Raw genomic sequence first — 14446 nt, forward strand, 5'->3', positions numbered from 1 at the left:
TTACAACTAGCGCTTGTGATCTGAGGCAGCAGTTCTACTACAGGGTGAGTCGCAGCGTCAGGGACTGTCCGACGCAGGCGGTTCCGGATCGGCAAAAGGTTGGGCCACGGTCAAGGACAACAACCCGGGTATCGCGCGCTGTATGTCGTCCGGGGAGATGGTCGGTAGGCCTTCATGCCCGTGGATGTAGCCGATCCCGGCGTACACCAGGACACCGGACAACAGGCGGGCCTGTCCCGGGCCCATCGCGAACTCGCCCAGGATGGCCTCGACTGCCTGGAAGATCTCCGTGTCGATGTTGCGCACCGTGTCGGCGATGTTGGCGTTGCTGCGCGCCCGGCTACGGATGGCGCGTTCCGCCGTCAGATGATCCTTGCCGATCAGCATCGTCGACAAAGCGATCAGGCGGCCGTCGGGCGGCATCTCGGAGAGCTCGTCCACGTCGGTGATGCGTCGACGGTTCTCCTCCTGCCAGCGCACGGCCATCGCTTCCCACAGGGCGTCGAGGTCTCTGAAGTGCCAGTAGAAGCTGCCCTTGGTGACTCCCAGCGTCCTGCACAAGCGGGAGATCGTGACCCCGTGTTCACCTCCGTCTTCGGCGGTGAGGAGTACGAGTGCGGCGTCTACCCAGTCGGTGGCGCGCAGGCGTGAGCTCCGACGGGACTCGGGCATCTTCTGGGCGATCCTCTCCGGTCGGCGCGGACGACGCTCGTGACCGAGTACACCACGACGACCAGCGACGACCCGGCATTCGAGGGTTGCACCGAGCTGTGTCGACAGAACCATACCGGTGGTATGGTTCATCGATTTCGAGTCGTCCGGGGTAAGGGGATCGCCCGGGGCAGAGGATCAATCGTCGGCAATTTCTGTGGGGGACAACCGCCGCGGCCGCGTCGGCTGCGACGGCGGGCCGTCTCGGCGCCCCGCCGGCAGTCGGGGATCCGCTGCCGGCCGCGAAGCTGCCGCCCATCAAGCTGCCGACCATCTTCCATTCACCGGAGATGGCTCCGTACGTCGACGACCTTCCCGTGCCGCGCACGATCACCTCGTCGCCGTCGCAGCCGATCGAGATCGTCGCCCGTACCACCAGCAACCGGTCCATCGCGACCAGCCGAAGGTGCCGACGATGGCCTACAACGACGAGTCGTACCTGGGGCCGACCATCGAGGCGCATGTCGGCGAGCAGACCACCGTGCACTATCGCAGTGAACTCGGAAAGCACGTCTTCGCAGCGGATCTGGACACGTCACTGCACGGTGTCTCCGAACGGTATCGCGATGAGCCGGTCACCTCGATGCATCTCCATGGCGGCGTCACCCCACCCCAGTTCGACGGCAACCCCGAACGGCTGATGCTGCCGCATCACGGCACGGCGCTGTTCGAGTTCCCCAATCGTCAAGAGGCCGGCCACCTCTGGTATCACGACCATGCGATGGCGATCACGCGCGCCAACGTCTACGCCGGACTCGCCGGGATGTACTTCCTGCGCGACGACCACGACACGGGTACGCCCCAGAACCCGCTGGGTCTTCCGTCCGGTGAGTACGAGATCCCACTCATCTTGCAGGAGAAGATCTTCCGCGCCGACGGGCATCAGTCACTGCGCTCGACGCCCGTGGTCCCCCAGGGGATGTGGGAGGGAGGAGCGGTCGGCGACCGCGGCCTGGTCAACGGCAAGGTGTGGCCGAAAACGACGGTGGCCCGCGGGCTGTACCGTTTCCGGCTGATCAACGGGGCGTCGTTCTCGGTGTGGAATCTCTTCTTCTCCAACCGCATGCGCTTCTGGGTCATCGGCAACGAAGGCGGCCTGCTCAACGCGCCGGTCCCCACCCGATCGTTCCAGGCGGCGCCCGGCGAGCGCTTCGATCTCCTGGTCGATTTCAGCTCATTGGCGCCCGGGGAGACCGTGGATCTGTGCAACGATCTGGTACCGCCGTTCCAGGCGGCGATGCTCGGCGAGGTGGCGATGACGCGGTTCTGCCGTTTCATCGCCGGCGCAGCACGCGGCGAACGCCGGGGCGTCCCGACGACGCTGAGGGGCGGTCGGGGACGCCCCGCCCGAATCCCGCCGATCGCCACCCCGCAGCGCGTCCGGAAGGTCAGCGTCTCCCAGCCCTATGAACTGCGTGTCGCACCGGCCATCATGTCGTTGAACAACCTGCGCTACTCCGACCCCCAGATAGAGAAGCCGCGGGCGGGCACCACCGAACGCTGGGACATCATCAACATCACCCCGGACCCGCATCCGGTCCACCTGCACCTGGTCATGTTCCGCATCCTCGGACGACGGCCCCTGCGCACCGTCGAGTACCAGGCGGCGAACCCGCAGCCGCCGATCGGTACCCGCTGGGCGCCGGATCCGAGCCGCTTCTACGCCGGACCGATGCGGGGGCCGGCCGCCTGGGAAGCGGGTTGGAAGGACACCGTGCACGCCACCGACGGGCACGTGACCTCGATCGTCGTGCGCTTTCCGACGGCCGATGAACTGGGGTTCGACCCCGACGCGATCTTCTCGTCCGATCCGACGAAGTCCTGGACACGCCCGTCATCCGGTGAGGCGGCGGCCCGGCCGGCACCGGCGTCGCACCACAACCACGTCGGTGCGACGCCTGCGCACGGCATGGTCACCAAGGATCTCCAGGGGTACGTCTGGCACTGTCACATCCTCGACCACGAGGATCACGACATGATGCTGCGATACCGGGTGGTGCCCTGACCGGGGGCGGTCGCTCCCGGTGGCCTCAGCCTCGGCGCTTGCGGCCCCACAGCAGGTAGATCGCCGGCGCGATCCCGGCGGTCGAACCGAACGACAGGCCGATCATCCAGGCACGCTTGGGGCCGTTGATCTCCTCGGGCCGCCGTCCGGCCAGATCCCGCAGGGCCCACACGCGGGTTCCGGCATCGACTGCAGCGACGGCCACGATGGCGACCTTCGCGGTGGGGGACAGCTCTTTCCAGCTCTTCTTCGACTTGCTCATGGACGAGAATCCTAGCGGTGGCCGTTGGTGGGCCCGCCGAGCTCGCGTCAGACACGTCCTCGCAGAATCAGATTCCAGTACAGGCGGGGAAGCACGTAACGGTCGAACGCCCAGGCGCTGCGACGTGGCTTCAGGGGATCGACGAAGGACGGCAGCGACGAGGCCACGTTTCCGTCCCGGTCGAATTCTGCCGCGATGAGGCGATGCGATGCGGTCGTGATCGGGGCGACGGTGTATCCGTCGTAATCGCGCAGGGCCCCGCCGTCACGTGCGGCGAGAACGTTGTCGGTCAGGATCTCGACCTGCCGACGGAGTCCGCCTCCGGACGGATCGGTGGCGATGGCGGCACCGTCGCCGATCGCCCAGACCTCAGGATGGGTGCGATGACGGAGGGTGTGCGGATCAATGTCGATGAGTCCGTGCTCCTGGTCCCCGGCGAGTCCCGACTCCTCGATCATCGACGGGCCGCGGAAGGGCGGCACCACATGCAGCATGTCGAACTCCAGCTCCTCGGTGTGGTGAGCCGACGTCGCAGTGACCCGCCTGCCGCCGGGATGTAACTGCACCCCGGTATCCAGGAGGACACGGATTCCGAGCTCGTCGAGACGGGCGAACAGGCGGGCGTCGAGGTTGTCGACGCCGAGCAGAGCCGGGCGGTCCACGACCAGGGTGATGTCGAGCGTCGGGAGGATTCCGGTACGTTCCCAGTGCGCGGCGGCGAGGAACAGCGGCTTGAGGGTGGTGCCGGTGCAGCTGACCGGGGATCGCGGCACCGTGAACACCGCTCGACCACCGCGCGGCATCGATGTCACCAGCTCCCAGGTCTTCGCCGCTCGATCGAGGTAGTTGCTGGTCACCGACGGGTCGTCGATCGTCTCACCGATGCCGGGCATCGCGTCCGAGTCGGGTACGAGACCGACCCCCAGGACCAGGTCTCGGTACTCCACGACGATTCCCGACGCACACCGGAGCGTCCGTCGGACGGCATCGATCGACGTCACCGAATCCCGCAGCCAGGCCGCAGATTCCGGGGTCACCGAACGCTGGGTGCGCTCGGCGTCGCGGAGGGTCGCCTGTCCGCCACCGACATAGGACAGCAACGGCCGGTAGGTGTGTACGGCTTGGGGCTCGATGATCGCGACGTCAGAGACGCCGCGTCGGGTCAGGCGTGCTGCGGCACTGATGCCGGCGTTGCCGCCGCCTACGACGACGACGTCGAACCGGCGGGTCTCGCTGGATGTGGTCATGGCCGCGGGTACCCGGTGGAACCGCCGGGAAACTGGACGGGTCCGCCGAAGTCACCGCACGTAGCGCAGGAAGACGTCGTCGCCGTGCGGGACGGCGTGCTTGAGCCGGAATCGACGAGGGGCGTCGAGCGGGCTGCGCACAGCGGCGGCGGGGTCGGTCACCGGGTTGCCTTCGGCGGTCACCTGGGGTGCCATCGTCACGCAGAACTCGTCGACCAGGTCGGCCTCGGACAGCTTGTCGAGCAGGCTCGGGCCACCTTCGCAATTGATGCGCCGCAGGCCTCGGGCGCGTAGTTCGGCGATCGCGGCGGTCAGATCGATGCCGTCGTCACCGAGCGCGATGATCTCCGCTCGACCCCGCACCGCGGAGGTGTCGGCCTGTGCCGAGGTGATGACGATCGGACGATGCTTGGGCGGAACGTCGAGCGACCGCTCGGGCAGTGTGCAGGTCATCGTGACGATCGCCAGGCGCGGGATGTCCGACGCCCCCGGCCACCGGTTGCGCGACCGTAACTCGGTCAGTTCGTCGGACAGGGTAGGGGGACCGTACTTCTCGACGCGTGCGGTGGCGGCTCCGACGAGCACGACATCGGACAACGCGCGGAGAGCGTGGAAGAGGGCGCGGTCGGCCGGCGAGGACAGCGGGCCGACACGGCCGCGGAAACTGACCGAGCCGTCGATGCTCATGACCATGTTGGTGCGGAGTCCCTCGGGGAAGTCGGCGTAGAGACGTTCGGCGAAGGCCGGGGCGTCGAAGCCGGTGCCGTTCTGCACGTCGGTCTGGTCGCTCATGCGTCGTGTCCCGGCTCGATGTGGCGGGTGTCGGCGAAGCTGACCCACGAATCCCGCTCGGGATCGTCGACGAGTATCGCGCCGTCGACCGGCTCGACGATGTGCGCCGTGTGGTCGCCGACATCGATGCGGTCGAGAATGCGTGCGGCGAACCACATCTCCGAGTCCTCGAGAATCGGCAACCCGTGCGGTCCCGCCGACCATCGGCAGCGCGCGAACTTGTCGATCTCGTCGCCGGTCTGTCCTCCGAACAGTTCCGCGAGTTCCCGGTGATCGCTCGGTATCAGGTGCACCGCGAGATACTCGGCGGCCGTCGCGACACCGTGCGTGTGATTGGCCTGGGAGATCCCGATCAGGAAGCGTCGTGGGTCGATGCTCGTCTGGGTGGCGAATCCCACGAGACATCCCGAGCGTCGACCTTCGGCGACGGTCGTGATCACGAACACCGGGTAGTCGATGACTTCGACCATCTTGTCGAAAGCGTCCGTGCCGGCCACATCCACCTCTTCCTCTCGCGGTACGCGATGCCGTGAGTTGGTACCCGGTCGGCAGAGGTCTCAACCCTGCGGATGCGGACGGCACAGCACAAACCGCCACCTCCGCGGTCGAACCGCCGGGCCTCACCCGGCGTTCCCGCACGGAGATGGCGGCTCTGAGCGTCGAGTTACGCGGCGTCGGCGATCTGCTGACGCTGCGCGGTGTACATCTCGGCGAGGTTGCTGGTCACCTCGGAACTGACCGACGGTGCGCTGTCGCTGAAGGTGTTGTGAGACACCGAGAACGAGACGCCGCGCTCCTCGCCGACGACCAGCGTGCCCACCATGTGGACCTCGATGTCGGAGATGGAGAACTGACCGGTCATCCGGACGGCCTTGTAGTCGCCGCTGATGGGCAGGGTCTGCTCGTCGAGTTTCATTGCCACGGGGATGGTCTCGCCGTCCTCTTCGAGGTTCAGCGTGAAGGTCTCGCAGGCGGAGAGGATGTCGTCGAAGTCGTCGTAGCCACCATCGGCAGGCTTGGTCACGTCGGCGCTGTACTGGTCGAGGCCGAAGAACACCTCGCCGCCGTCGACGGTCTCGGAGAGTTCGCGCTGCGCGAAGTCGGCGCTGGTGTCCGGGGTGTTCACCAGTTGCGCGCACTTCTCGTTGTCGACGGTGGTGCCGTCGTCGTCGGACTGCTCGGTCTCCAGCGTGAATTCGCCGGTGATGTCCGGGAATTCGGACTCCGGCAGCAGCATGGCGACAGCCGACGCGGTCGGCACCTTCGGCTCGTCGGAGCTGTTGTCACCGCCACCCAGCGTGAACGCCAGGACGACGGCCACGACGACGATGAGCACGAGCAGGAGTCCGCCACCGCCGATGAACCACCACTTCTTGCCACCGCCGGACGACGGGGGCGGAGGCGGTTGCTGACCGTAGGGTTGCTGCCCATAGGGCTGCTGACCGTACGGTTGTTGCTGCCCATAGGGCTGTTGCCCGAACTGGCCGTAGGGTTGCTGCTGCGCATAGGGCTGCTGGCCATACGGCTGCTGGCCGGGGGGTTGCTGGCCATACGGCTGCTGGCCGGGCCCGGGTTGTCCACCCTGCGGGCCGAGCCGGGTGGGCTCGTTCGGATCGTAGGGACTGCCCACGATTGGCTCCTTCTCTCAGCGGAACACGACCCACGGCTCGCGGCGGTCGTCGACTCGGGGAGAGTACCGCGCACACTGACGCCCTCGGCGGTGTCCGAGAAAAACGAATCGTGAGTGATGCCTGGATTGTCGCTGCAGGTCAATGCTGGTTCCGGGCTGCGGCGTGACCGTGTCGATCCGGACCGTTGCCACCGCGCGAGGCCTGCCGTGTTTCATGCAGTCGAATGAGGATGTCGACCCGCGGCCGCGGGCGGTCCTCGAACTGAGGGACGCGGAAGGTCAATTCTTGGCATGAGATCGGTGAACCCGCAGACACCGCAGGGGCGACTGCGTTCCACTCGGTAGGCGGTGGTTGGGACCGGCTCGGCGCTGCCGTGCCTGTAGTCGACGAGCCGGGCGAAGGAGACAGGTCTCATGACAGCAGGTACTCCACGCCGGTTGCTCGCCGAGTTGTTCGGCACCTTCTGGTTGGTCTTCGGCGGTTGCGGCAGCGCGATCTTCGCTGCCAAGTACGTCGCGAGCGCCGGCGATGACAGAGACACCCTCATCCAGCTGGGCATCGGGTTGCTCGGCGTCGCGCTGGCGTTCGGATTGACGGTCGTCACGATGGCCTACGCCGTCGGGCATGTGTCGGGCGCGCACTTCAACCCGGCAATCACGCTCGGTGCGGTGGTCGGCGGCCGCCTACCGGTCAAGGATCTCCCAGGCTACTGGGTCGCGCAGGTCGCCGGCGGCCTGCTCGCCGGCACCCTGTTGTACGTCATCGCCAGCGGGAAGCCCGGATTCGAGGCGACCGGAAACATGGCGGCCAACGGTTACGGCGACCACTCGCCGAACAACTACACCCTGCTCGCCGTCCTGATCGCCGAGGTGGTCCTCACCGCGTTCTTCCTGCTCGTCGTACTCGGCGCCACCGACGACCGGGCTCCAGCGGGATTCGGCCCGCTGGCCATCGGTCTGACGCTGACGCTGATCCACCTCGTCTCGATCCCGATCAGCAACACCTCGGTGAACCCGGCACGTTCGACGGCGGTCGCGTTCTTCAACGGGAACGGTGCCCCCGGCCAGCTGTGGTTGTTCTGGCTTGCCCCGTTGCTGGGCGGCCTCATCGGCGGCATCCTGTATCCGCTGATGTTCCGGAACGGAAAGTTCGCGCTGGGCAGGGCGCCCGACGAGCCGGCCCCCGCTCCGAGTCCGGGGGAGCCCCGGGGCTGACCGGGCACGGCCGAGGTCATCGGTGGTGCGACCATTGACCGATGACCGCAACTCTCGTAGCCAAGGACGTCGCGGGCGGATACGCCCACCGCGTCCTGTTCGATCACCTCGACCTCACCGTCGCTCCCGGCGATGTGGTCGGGGTGGTCGGAGCGAACGGGGCGGGCAAGACGACGCTGCTGCGCGTCCTGGCCGGCGACCTCGCGCCGCTGGCGGGATCGGTGTCGCGGGCACCGTCGGACGCCTTCGTCGGCTGGCTTCCGCAGGAACACGAGCGGATTCCGGGTGAGACCGTCCGCGAGTACGTCGGGCGTCGCACCGGATGCACGGCCGCCACGCAGGCGATGGACGCTGCCGCCGCGGCACTCGCCGACGACTCGGCCCCGGACGATGCCGCCGACGTCTATGCCGCGGCGCTCGACCACTGGCTCACCACCGGTGCCGCCGACCTCGACGAACGACTGCCGGCGGTGCTCGCCGACCTCGGCCTCGCCACCGATCTCATCGACCCGGACACCACCCCCATGACCGCGCTGTCCGGCGGCCAGGCGGCCCGGGTGGGACTGGCGGCATTGTTGTGCTCCCGCTTCGACGTCGTGTTGCTCGACGAGCCGACCAACGACCTCGACCTCGACGGCATCGCTCGCCTGGAGGAGGTCGTCGCAGGCCTCCGCGGCGGCGTCGTGCTGGTCAGTCATGACCGAGAGTTCCTCGCGCGCACGGTGACCCGGGTCCTCGAACTCGACTCGGCCCAGCACACCAACACCGTGTACGGCGGCGGGTACGAGAGCTACCTCGAGGAACGCGAGGTGGCGCGACGACACAAGCGCGAGGAGTACGAGGAGTTCGCCGCGAAGAAGGCCGATCTGGTGGCGCGGGCGCGCACGCAACGTGAGTGGTCGAGCCAGGGGGTCCGCAACGCGATGCGCAAAGCGCCCGACAACGACAAGATCCGACGCCGTGCCGCGACCGAATCCAGTGAGAAACAGGCACAGAAGGTCCGGCAGATGGAGAGCCGGATCGCGCGCCTGGACGAGGTCGCCGAACCGCGCAAGGAATGGGTCCTCGAGTTCACCATCGGCTCGGCGCCGCGATCGAGCTCCGTCGTCTCGACGTTGAACAACGCCGTTGTGCGCCAAGGCGATTTCGTGATGGGGCCGGTCTCGATTCAGGTGAACGCCGGGGAGCGCATCGGGATCACCGGGCCCAACGGCGCCGGCAAGTCGACGCTGCTCCGGCTCCTCCTCGGCCACCTCGAACCCGATTCGGGCTCCGCGCAACTCGGTGCCAACGTCGCGATCGGTGAGATCGACCAGGCGCGTGGGCAGTTCACCGGTACGACGCCGCTGGCCGACCGCTTCGCCGAACTCGTACCCGACCACACCATGGCCGACGTTCGGACGCTGCTGGCCAAGTTCGGCCTGCGCGCCGACCATGTCGATCGGGCGGTCGGCGAGCTGTCGCCGGGGGAGCGCACCCGGGCCGGGCTGGCGTTGCTGCAGGCTCGAGGCGTCAACGTGCTGGTGCTCGACGAGCCGACCAACCACCTCGATCTCCCGGCGATCGAGCAACTCGAGTCGGCGCTCGACTCCTACGACGGCGCACTGCTGCTGGTCACCCACGACCGGCGGATGCTGTCGAACGTCCGCGTCGACCGGCATTGGCACGTCGAGCGTGGTCGCGTCACCGAGCAGTGACGCGTTGGGCCTGGTCCTCGCCGAGGGTGGCGTAGACCGGTCGACCTCAACTCGGGGCACAGACTTCGGATGAAGTCTGTATGTCGGGCTGAAGTCTGGCGGTGCCGCGGTGACGCATGACGAGTACCGGCGTAGGGGTTGACATACAACCGTCTGGTTGTATGTTGGAGGTGTGGCCGGAACCACTGGCACATCGCCAGACGAGGAGGACAGGGCCGACGCCCTGTTCCACGCGCTGTCCGATCGCACCCGTCGCGACATCCTGCGACGCGTGCTCGCCGGTGAACACTCGGTCTCGGTACTCGCCGCGAAATACGACATGAGCTTCGCGGCAGTGCAGAAGCATGTCGCCGTGCTGGAGAAGGCGGGCTTGCTGACGAAGCGTCGTCAGGGGCGCGAGCAACTGGCCAGTGGCGATGTCGCCGCGGTGCGTTCGGTGGCCTCCATGCTCTCCGAACTCGAACAGGTGTGGCGCGGCCGTATCGCGCGCATCGACGACCTGCTCTCGCTCGAAACACCAACAACTGCAACACCATCGGAGGAATGACCAATGCCTGTCATCGATGTGACCCCGGACCTCGACGCCCGCACGATCACCATCAACGCCGAGTTCGCCGCCCCCGTCGAACGCGTCTGGCAGATCTACGCCGATCCGCGTCAACTCGAGAAGATCTGGGGCCCACCGACCTATCCCGCGACCTTCGTCGACCATGAGTTCAAGCCGGGCGGCAAGGTCACCTACTACATGACCAGTCCCGAAGGTGAGAAGTTCGGCGGTTACTGGAAGGTCGAATCAGTCGACGAGCCACACGGTTTCACGTTTCTCGATGGGTTCGCCGACGCGGACCTCAACCCGCTCACCGACATGCCCGAGTCGCGTAACTCGTACGCGTTCGTGGAGAAGGACGGCAAGACCGTCGCCACCTACATCAGCACCTACGACTCCGCCGAAGCGCTCCAAAAGGTGCTCGACATGGGCGTCGTCGAAGGTGCTACCAGCGCGATCAACCAGATCGACGAGTTCCTGAAGTCCTGACGCGTCAGATGTTCGAGTCCAGGGACGGGAACCCGTCGGGCAGTTCGGCGGCCGGCGTGTCGCCGAACGTTCCCGTCTTCACGTCCAGGCCGTGCGTGTAGGCGGCCATCGAGATCGAACCGGCCGCGTGGCCGTCGACGAGCAGATCGAGCGGCGATTCCTGTGCGAGACCAGCGATGTAGAGAAGCGGCAAGTAGTGATCCGGTGTCGGCACCGAGTTGTCGAAGTCGGGATGGCCGTCGAGGCTCAAGACGTCAGAGGGGTTGTCCTGCAGTACTTCACGGGCGGCGTCGTCGAACCGATGGGCCCAGTCGTAACCGGTGTCGGCCCTGGCGAAATCGATCGCGTGCAGATTGTGGACGATGTTGCCGCTGCCGATGATGAGCACGCCCTGCTCGCGAAGCGGCGCGAGTTTGCGGCCCAGCTCGTAGTGATGCTCGAAGTCCTTGAAGGCGTTGAGCGACAACTGCAGAACCGGGATCGAGGCGTCGGGGAACGTGTGGACGAGCACCGACCAGGTGCCGTGATCGATGCCCCAGCTGTCCAGATCGTGGCCGCACCACGTGGGTTTGACGACGTCGGAAACCATCTCGGCGACCTCGGGGTCGCCGGGAGCGGGGTACTCGACGTCGAAGAGGTCCTGCGGAAACCCGTAGAAATCGTGGATGGTGCGCGGGCGGGGCATCGCCGTGACCGCCGTCGCATTGGTGTACCAGTGCGCCGAGATCACCAGGATCGCCCGCGGCTTCGGAACCGCCTGCCCCAGCGCTCGCCACGCCTCGGTGTACCGGTTGCGCTCCAACGCGTTCATCGGATTGCCGTGTCCGATGAACGCGGCCGGCATCGTCGGTGGGGCAGTGGTCATGGTCGCCGCCTCGGGTCGCGCTGGTCGGGTCACCGGCGACGCTACGCCACGCGTTCCCGCGTGGGCTGTGATCCGGCCACGGCGCAGGCTCCGCCGGGGTGGATCAGGTGCCCGTGGGTTCGATGACCAGGCGGCGGAGTCGTCCCTGCTCGTCGAGGCCGAACCGGTAGTCGAGATCGACCACGCCGCCGGGGAAGTCGCCCTCGAGCCGAGTGGTCACCACGGCTCCGTCGGTCGGCGAGCTCGATGCGCCCACCACGGTCGTGGTGTAGGTGTACTCACTCGCCTCGCGATCGAGCCAGTCGCGGATCGACGCGATGCCGACGTGGTCGCGGCCATCATCGGTGACCGCGGCGTCCTCGGTGAACAATGCGGTGGCTGCGGTTCGGTCGTTGCAGGTCGTCAGCCGCATGAAGGCGCGGACCGCGTCCGGACAGTCCGCAATCGAGGTGTTCGTCACGAGGATCTCCCAGGGGTTGGTGCTACGACAGAAGTAACAAGTCACTGCTAAATTAGCACCAACTGGTGACGAGAGGAACCCGATGGCCACCAAGATCAGGCTCGAGGATCGAGAATGTCCGTTGTCGACGACGTTGGGGATCGTCGGGGAATGGTGGACGGTGCTGATCCTGCACGACTGCTTCGACGGCTACTCGAGGTTCGACGAGTTCCGGGCGAACATCGGACTGTCGTCGAGCATGCTGACCAGCAGACTGAAAACCCTTGTCGAGGGCGGCATCCTGGAACGGCGCCGATATCAGGAGAATCCTGTTCGACACGAGTACGTGCTCACCGAACTCGGCCGCTCGTTGCGTCCGGTGCTCGTCGTGATGGCGGCCTGGCGCAATGCGCAGTTGGCGCCCGACGAACGGTCGATGATCCTCGTCGACGAACAGACGCGCAGTGAGGTCGAACCGGTGGTCGTCGACGCCGACACCGGTGAGCGTGTCGACGGGGCCGGGTTCGTCTACACGGCCGGGCCCGCGGCGGGCCCGGAGATGAGGGAGCGTTACGGAGATTCCGACGGTCGAGCCGCCCGCACCTAGCTTTCGTCGGATATGTGCCATACCCGTCGAATCCGGGTATGCGGTGGCTGTCGGTCACAGATGCTGACCGTATGGCGAAGCGCTGGTCGGGGATCGTGGCAATACTGATGGTCGCCGCCCTCGCGGCCTGCGGAACATCCGGTTCGTCCTCGGATTCGCCGAGCTCGGCCACCTCCTCGGACCCCGGGAAGGCTGCCGAGATCGAGCAGATCGTCGAAGACGTGATGACGTCGAAGCATCTCAAGGCAGTGATCGTTCGCGTGACGCAGGACGGCGACGAGGTGATCACCAAGGCGTTCGGCGAATCCCAGACCGGTATCCCGGCCACCCCCGACATGCACTTCCGCAACGGCTCCGTCGCCATCGCGTACGTCGCCGCGGTTCTCCTGCAGCTCGTCGACGAGGGGGTGGTGGCCCTCGATGACACCATCGGCAGGTGGGTCCCGGAGATTCCGCACGCCGACGAGGTGACGCTCGGCCAGTTGGCGACCATGACCTCCGGATACCAGGACTACGTTCTCGGCAACGACGCGTTCGAGACGGAAGAACTCAACAATCCGTTCAAGGCGTGGACGACCGGCGAGATGCTCTCGTACGCAATGGAAAAGTCGCTGCTGTACAAGCCCGGCACCAACTGGAACTACGCCCACACCAACTATGTGGTCCTCGGTCTGGCGCTGCAGAAGATCACCGGTAAGCCCGTCGAAGATCTGCTCCGCGAACGGATCTCGGAGCCACTGGGTCTGAGTAACACCGTGTCGAACCTGACCGCGGCGATCCCCGATCCGGCCCTGCACGCGTACTCCTCCGAGCGACGCGGAATCCTGAAACTGCCTTCGGAAGCGCCGTTCTACGAGGAGACCACCGGCTGGAATCCGTCGTGGAGCATCACCCACGGGGCCATCCAGACGTCGAACATCTACGACGTCGAGGCCACCGGACGCAAGCTCTTCGCCGGTGAGACGCTCTCGAAGGAGTCCTACGAGACGATGACGTCGACGAGGCTCCGCGGGATCGCCCGGCCGTTGCCCGGATGCGCGACGTGCGTGGCGATGAACGAGCGCTACACCTACGGGATGGGTGTGGTCCTGACCGGGGACTGGCTCGTCCAGAACCCGCTGTTCAACGGCTATGCCGCCGTGGTCGGCTACCTTCCCGACCAGAAGGTCTCGATCGCCGTCGCGGTGACCTATGAAGCGGCGGCCTTCGGACCCGACGGTTCCTACGAGAACGGTGGCAACCCGATCTTCTCGCGGATCGGGGCGCTGATGGCACCTGATCACGCGCCGCTGATCCCTCGTGACTAGAGCCGCCGTGGCCCGGTGCCTAGGGTGGGGTACATGGTCGACCGCCTATCCGATGATGATCTACGGGTCGGGAACCCCGAGCGTGAGCGCGCGATCGCGCTGCTGAACGATGCCTTCGCAGCGGGATATCTGGAGATCGTCGAGTTCGAGGACCGCGCCGGACTGGTGTACACGGCGAAGACCCGCCGCGAACTCCGCACGGTGCTCGAGGATCTCCCCAGTGCCGCCAAGCTGTTCCCCGGACCACCCGCTGCCGCACCGACCGGCCCCGCCGCCGAACCGCTCCACCTCGACGCGGACTGGAGCGAGGTCCGACGCAAGGGCGTGTGGGAGGTGCCGTCCTCGATCCTCGCGACAGCGTCAGTGGGTACCGTCGACCTGGACTTCACCGCGGCGCGGTTCACCGGACCGTCGACCTCGGTGCAACTGCAGGTCTCGGCGTCGACGGTGAAACTGAAGCTCGGGCCCGAACACGAGGTCCGTCACCGCGACCTCCACCTGTCCGGTTGGTCGAAGGTCAAGGACAAGGCCGGAGCCCCGACGCGGCCCGGGGGAGCGGTCATCGAGTTGATCGGATCGGCGTCCGGCATGACCTCGGTCATCATCCGCCGTACCTGACCGGTTCGCCACGGC

Annotated in this window: 16 protein-coding genes; 8 read left to right on the forward strand and 8 right to left on the reverse strand. The window is 66.7% G+C overall.

Going from position 1 to position 14446, the window contains the following annotated elements:
• Nucleotides 1-57: 57 nt before the first annotated feature.
• Nucleotides 58-804, reverse strand: a complete 747-nt coding sequence (locus GOALK_RS03270; RefSeq protein WP_232283140.1) for a TetR/AcrR family transcriptional regulator — start codon at nucleotides 802-804, stop codon at nucleotides 58-60.
• Between the two features lie 322 nt (nucleotides 805-1126).
• On the opposite strand from GOALK_RS03270, the gene GOALK_RS03275 reads away from it, so the two are divergent.
• Nucleotides 1127-2716: a multicopper oxidase family protein gene (locus GOALK_RS03275; protein WP_232283141.1), complete on the forward strand. Its 1590-nt coding sequence runs from the start codon at nucleotides 1127-1129 to the stop codon at nucleotides 2714-2716.
• Nucleotides 2717-2741: 25 nt separating this feature from the next.
• Here GOALK_RS03275 and GOALK_RS03280 read toward each other — a convergent pair whose 3' ends face one another.
• The 5 genes from GOALK_RS03280 to GOALK_RS03300 form a co-directional block, all read right to left on the reverse strand.
• Nucleotides 2742-2978, reverse strand: coding sequence for a hypothetical protein (locus GOALK_RS03280; protein WP_006357366.1), 237 nt, complete (start codon nucleotides 2976-2978; stop codon nucleotides 2742-2744).
• A gap of 47 nt (nucleotides 2979-3025) precedes the next feature.
• The gene (locus GOALK_RS03285) at nucleotides 3026-4225 is read right to left on the reverse strand and encodes an NAD(P)/FAD-dependent oxidoreductase (protein ID WP_006357367.1); all 1200 of its coding nucleotides are present in this window, start codon (nucleotides 4223-4225) and stop codon (nucleotides 3026-3028) included.
• A gap of 51 nt (nucleotides 4226-4276) precedes the next feature.
• Nucleotides 4277-5017: a pyrimidine reductase family protein gene (locus GOALK_RS03290; protein WP_006357368.1), complete on the reverse strand. Its 741-nt coding sequence runs from the start codon at nucleotides 5015-5017 to the stop codon at nucleotides 4277-4279.
• Nucleotides 5014-5487 carry a flavin reductase family protein gene (locus GOALK_RS03295; RefSeq protein WP_050918639.1) on the reverse strand — a complete coding sequence of 158 codons (474 nt, stop codon included), beginning with the start codon at nucleotides 5485-5487 and terminating at the stop codon, nucleotides 5014-5016. The genes GOALK_RS03290 and GOALK_RS03295 overlap by 4 nt, the downstream gene beginning before the upstream one ends.
• A gap of 194 nt (nucleotides 5488-5681) precedes the next feature.
• The gene (locus GOALK_RS03300; protein ID WP_035751043.1) at nucleotides 5682-6647 is read right to left on the reverse strand and encodes a hypothetical protein; all 966 of its coding nucleotides are present in this window, start codon (nucleotides 6645-6647) and stop codon (nucleotides 5682-5684) included.
• Between the two features lie 414 nt (nucleotides 6648-7061).
• On the opposite strand from GOALK_RS03300, the gene aqpZ reads away from it, so the two are divergent.
• From aqpZ to GOALK_RS03320, 4 genes are all read left to right on the forward strand, one after another.
• On the forward strand, nucleotides 7062-7862 hold the full coding sequence (gene aqpZ / locus GOALK_RS03305; RefSeq protein WP_040003961.1) for an aquaporin Z: 801 nt from the start codon (nucleotides 7062-7064) through the stop codon (nucleotides 7860-7862).
• Nucleotides 7863-7903: 41 nt separating this feature from the next.
• The gene (abc-f, locus tag GOALK_RS03310; RefSeq protein WP_006357372.1) at nucleotides 7904-9559 is read left to right on the forward strand and encodes a ribosomal protection-like ABC-F family protein; all 1656 of its coding nucleotides are present in this window, start codon (nucleotides 7904-7906) and stop codon (nucleotides 9557-9559) included.
• 172 nt (nucleotides 9560-9731) lie between these two features.
• The gene (locus GOALK_RS03315; RefSeq protein WP_006357373.1) at nucleotides 9732-10106 is read left to right on the forward strand and encodes an ArsR/SmtB family transcription factor; all 375 of its coding nucleotides are present in this window, start codon (nucleotides 9732-9734) and stop codon (nucleotides 10104-10106) included.
• A gap of 3 nt (nucleotides 10107-10109) precedes the next feature.
• Nucleotides 10110-10595 (forward strand): SRPBCC family protein, encoded by a 486-nt coding sequence (locus GOALK_RS03320; RefSeq protein WP_006357374.1) that lies wholly within the window; start codon nucleotides 10110-10112, stop codon nucleotides 10593-10595.
• 4 nt (nucleotides 10596-10599) lie between these two features.
• On the opposite strand, the gene ygiD is transcribed toward GOALK_RS03320, so the two are convergent.
• Nucleotides 10600-11439, reverse strand: a complete 840-nt coding sequence (ygiD, locus tag GOALK_RS03325; RefSeq protein WP_462433822.1) for a 4,5-DOPA-extradiol-dioxygenase — start codon at nucleotides 11437-11439, stop codon at nucleotides 10600-10602.
• 124 nt (nucleotides 11440-11563) lie between these two features.
• Nucleotides 11564-11920, reverse strand: coding sequence for a hypothetical protein (locus GOALK_RS03330; RefSeq protein WP_006357376.1), 357 nt, complete (start codon nucleotides 11918-11920; stop codon nucleotides 11564-11566).
• Nucleotides 11921-12002: 82 nt separating this feature from the next.
• Between GOALK_RS03330 and GOALK_RS03335 the strand changes: the two genes are divergently transcribed.
• From GOALK_RS03335 to GOALK_RS03345, 3 genes are all read left to right on the forward strand, one after another.
• A complete protein-coding gene (locus GOALK_RS03335; protein ID WP_006357377.1) occupies nucleotides 12003-12506 on the forward strand; it encodes a winged helix-turn-helix transcriptional regulator in 504 nt (167 codons plus the stop codon).
• 71 nt (nucleotides 12507-12577) lie between these two features.
• A complete protein-coding gene (locus GOALK_RS03340) occupies nucleotides 12578-13813 on the forward strand; it encodes a serine hydrolase domain-containing protein (protein WP_006357378.1) in 1236 nt (411 codons plus the stop codon).
• Between the two features lie 33 nt (nucleotides 13814-13846).
• Nucleotides 13847-14431 (forward strand): DUF1707 SHOCT-like domain-containing protein, encoded by a 585-nt coding sequence (locus GOALK_RS03345; protein ID WP_006357379.1) that lies wholly within the window; start codon nucleotides 13847-13849, stop codon nucleotides 14429-14431.
• Nucleotides 14432-14446 lie beyond the last annotated feature (15 nt).

The sequence above is a fragment of the Gordonia alkanivorans NBRC 16433 genome (assembly GCF_000225505.1).
GTDB lineage: Bacteria > Actinomycetota > Actinomycetes > Mycobacteriales > Mycobacteriaceae > Gordonia > Gordonia alkanivorans.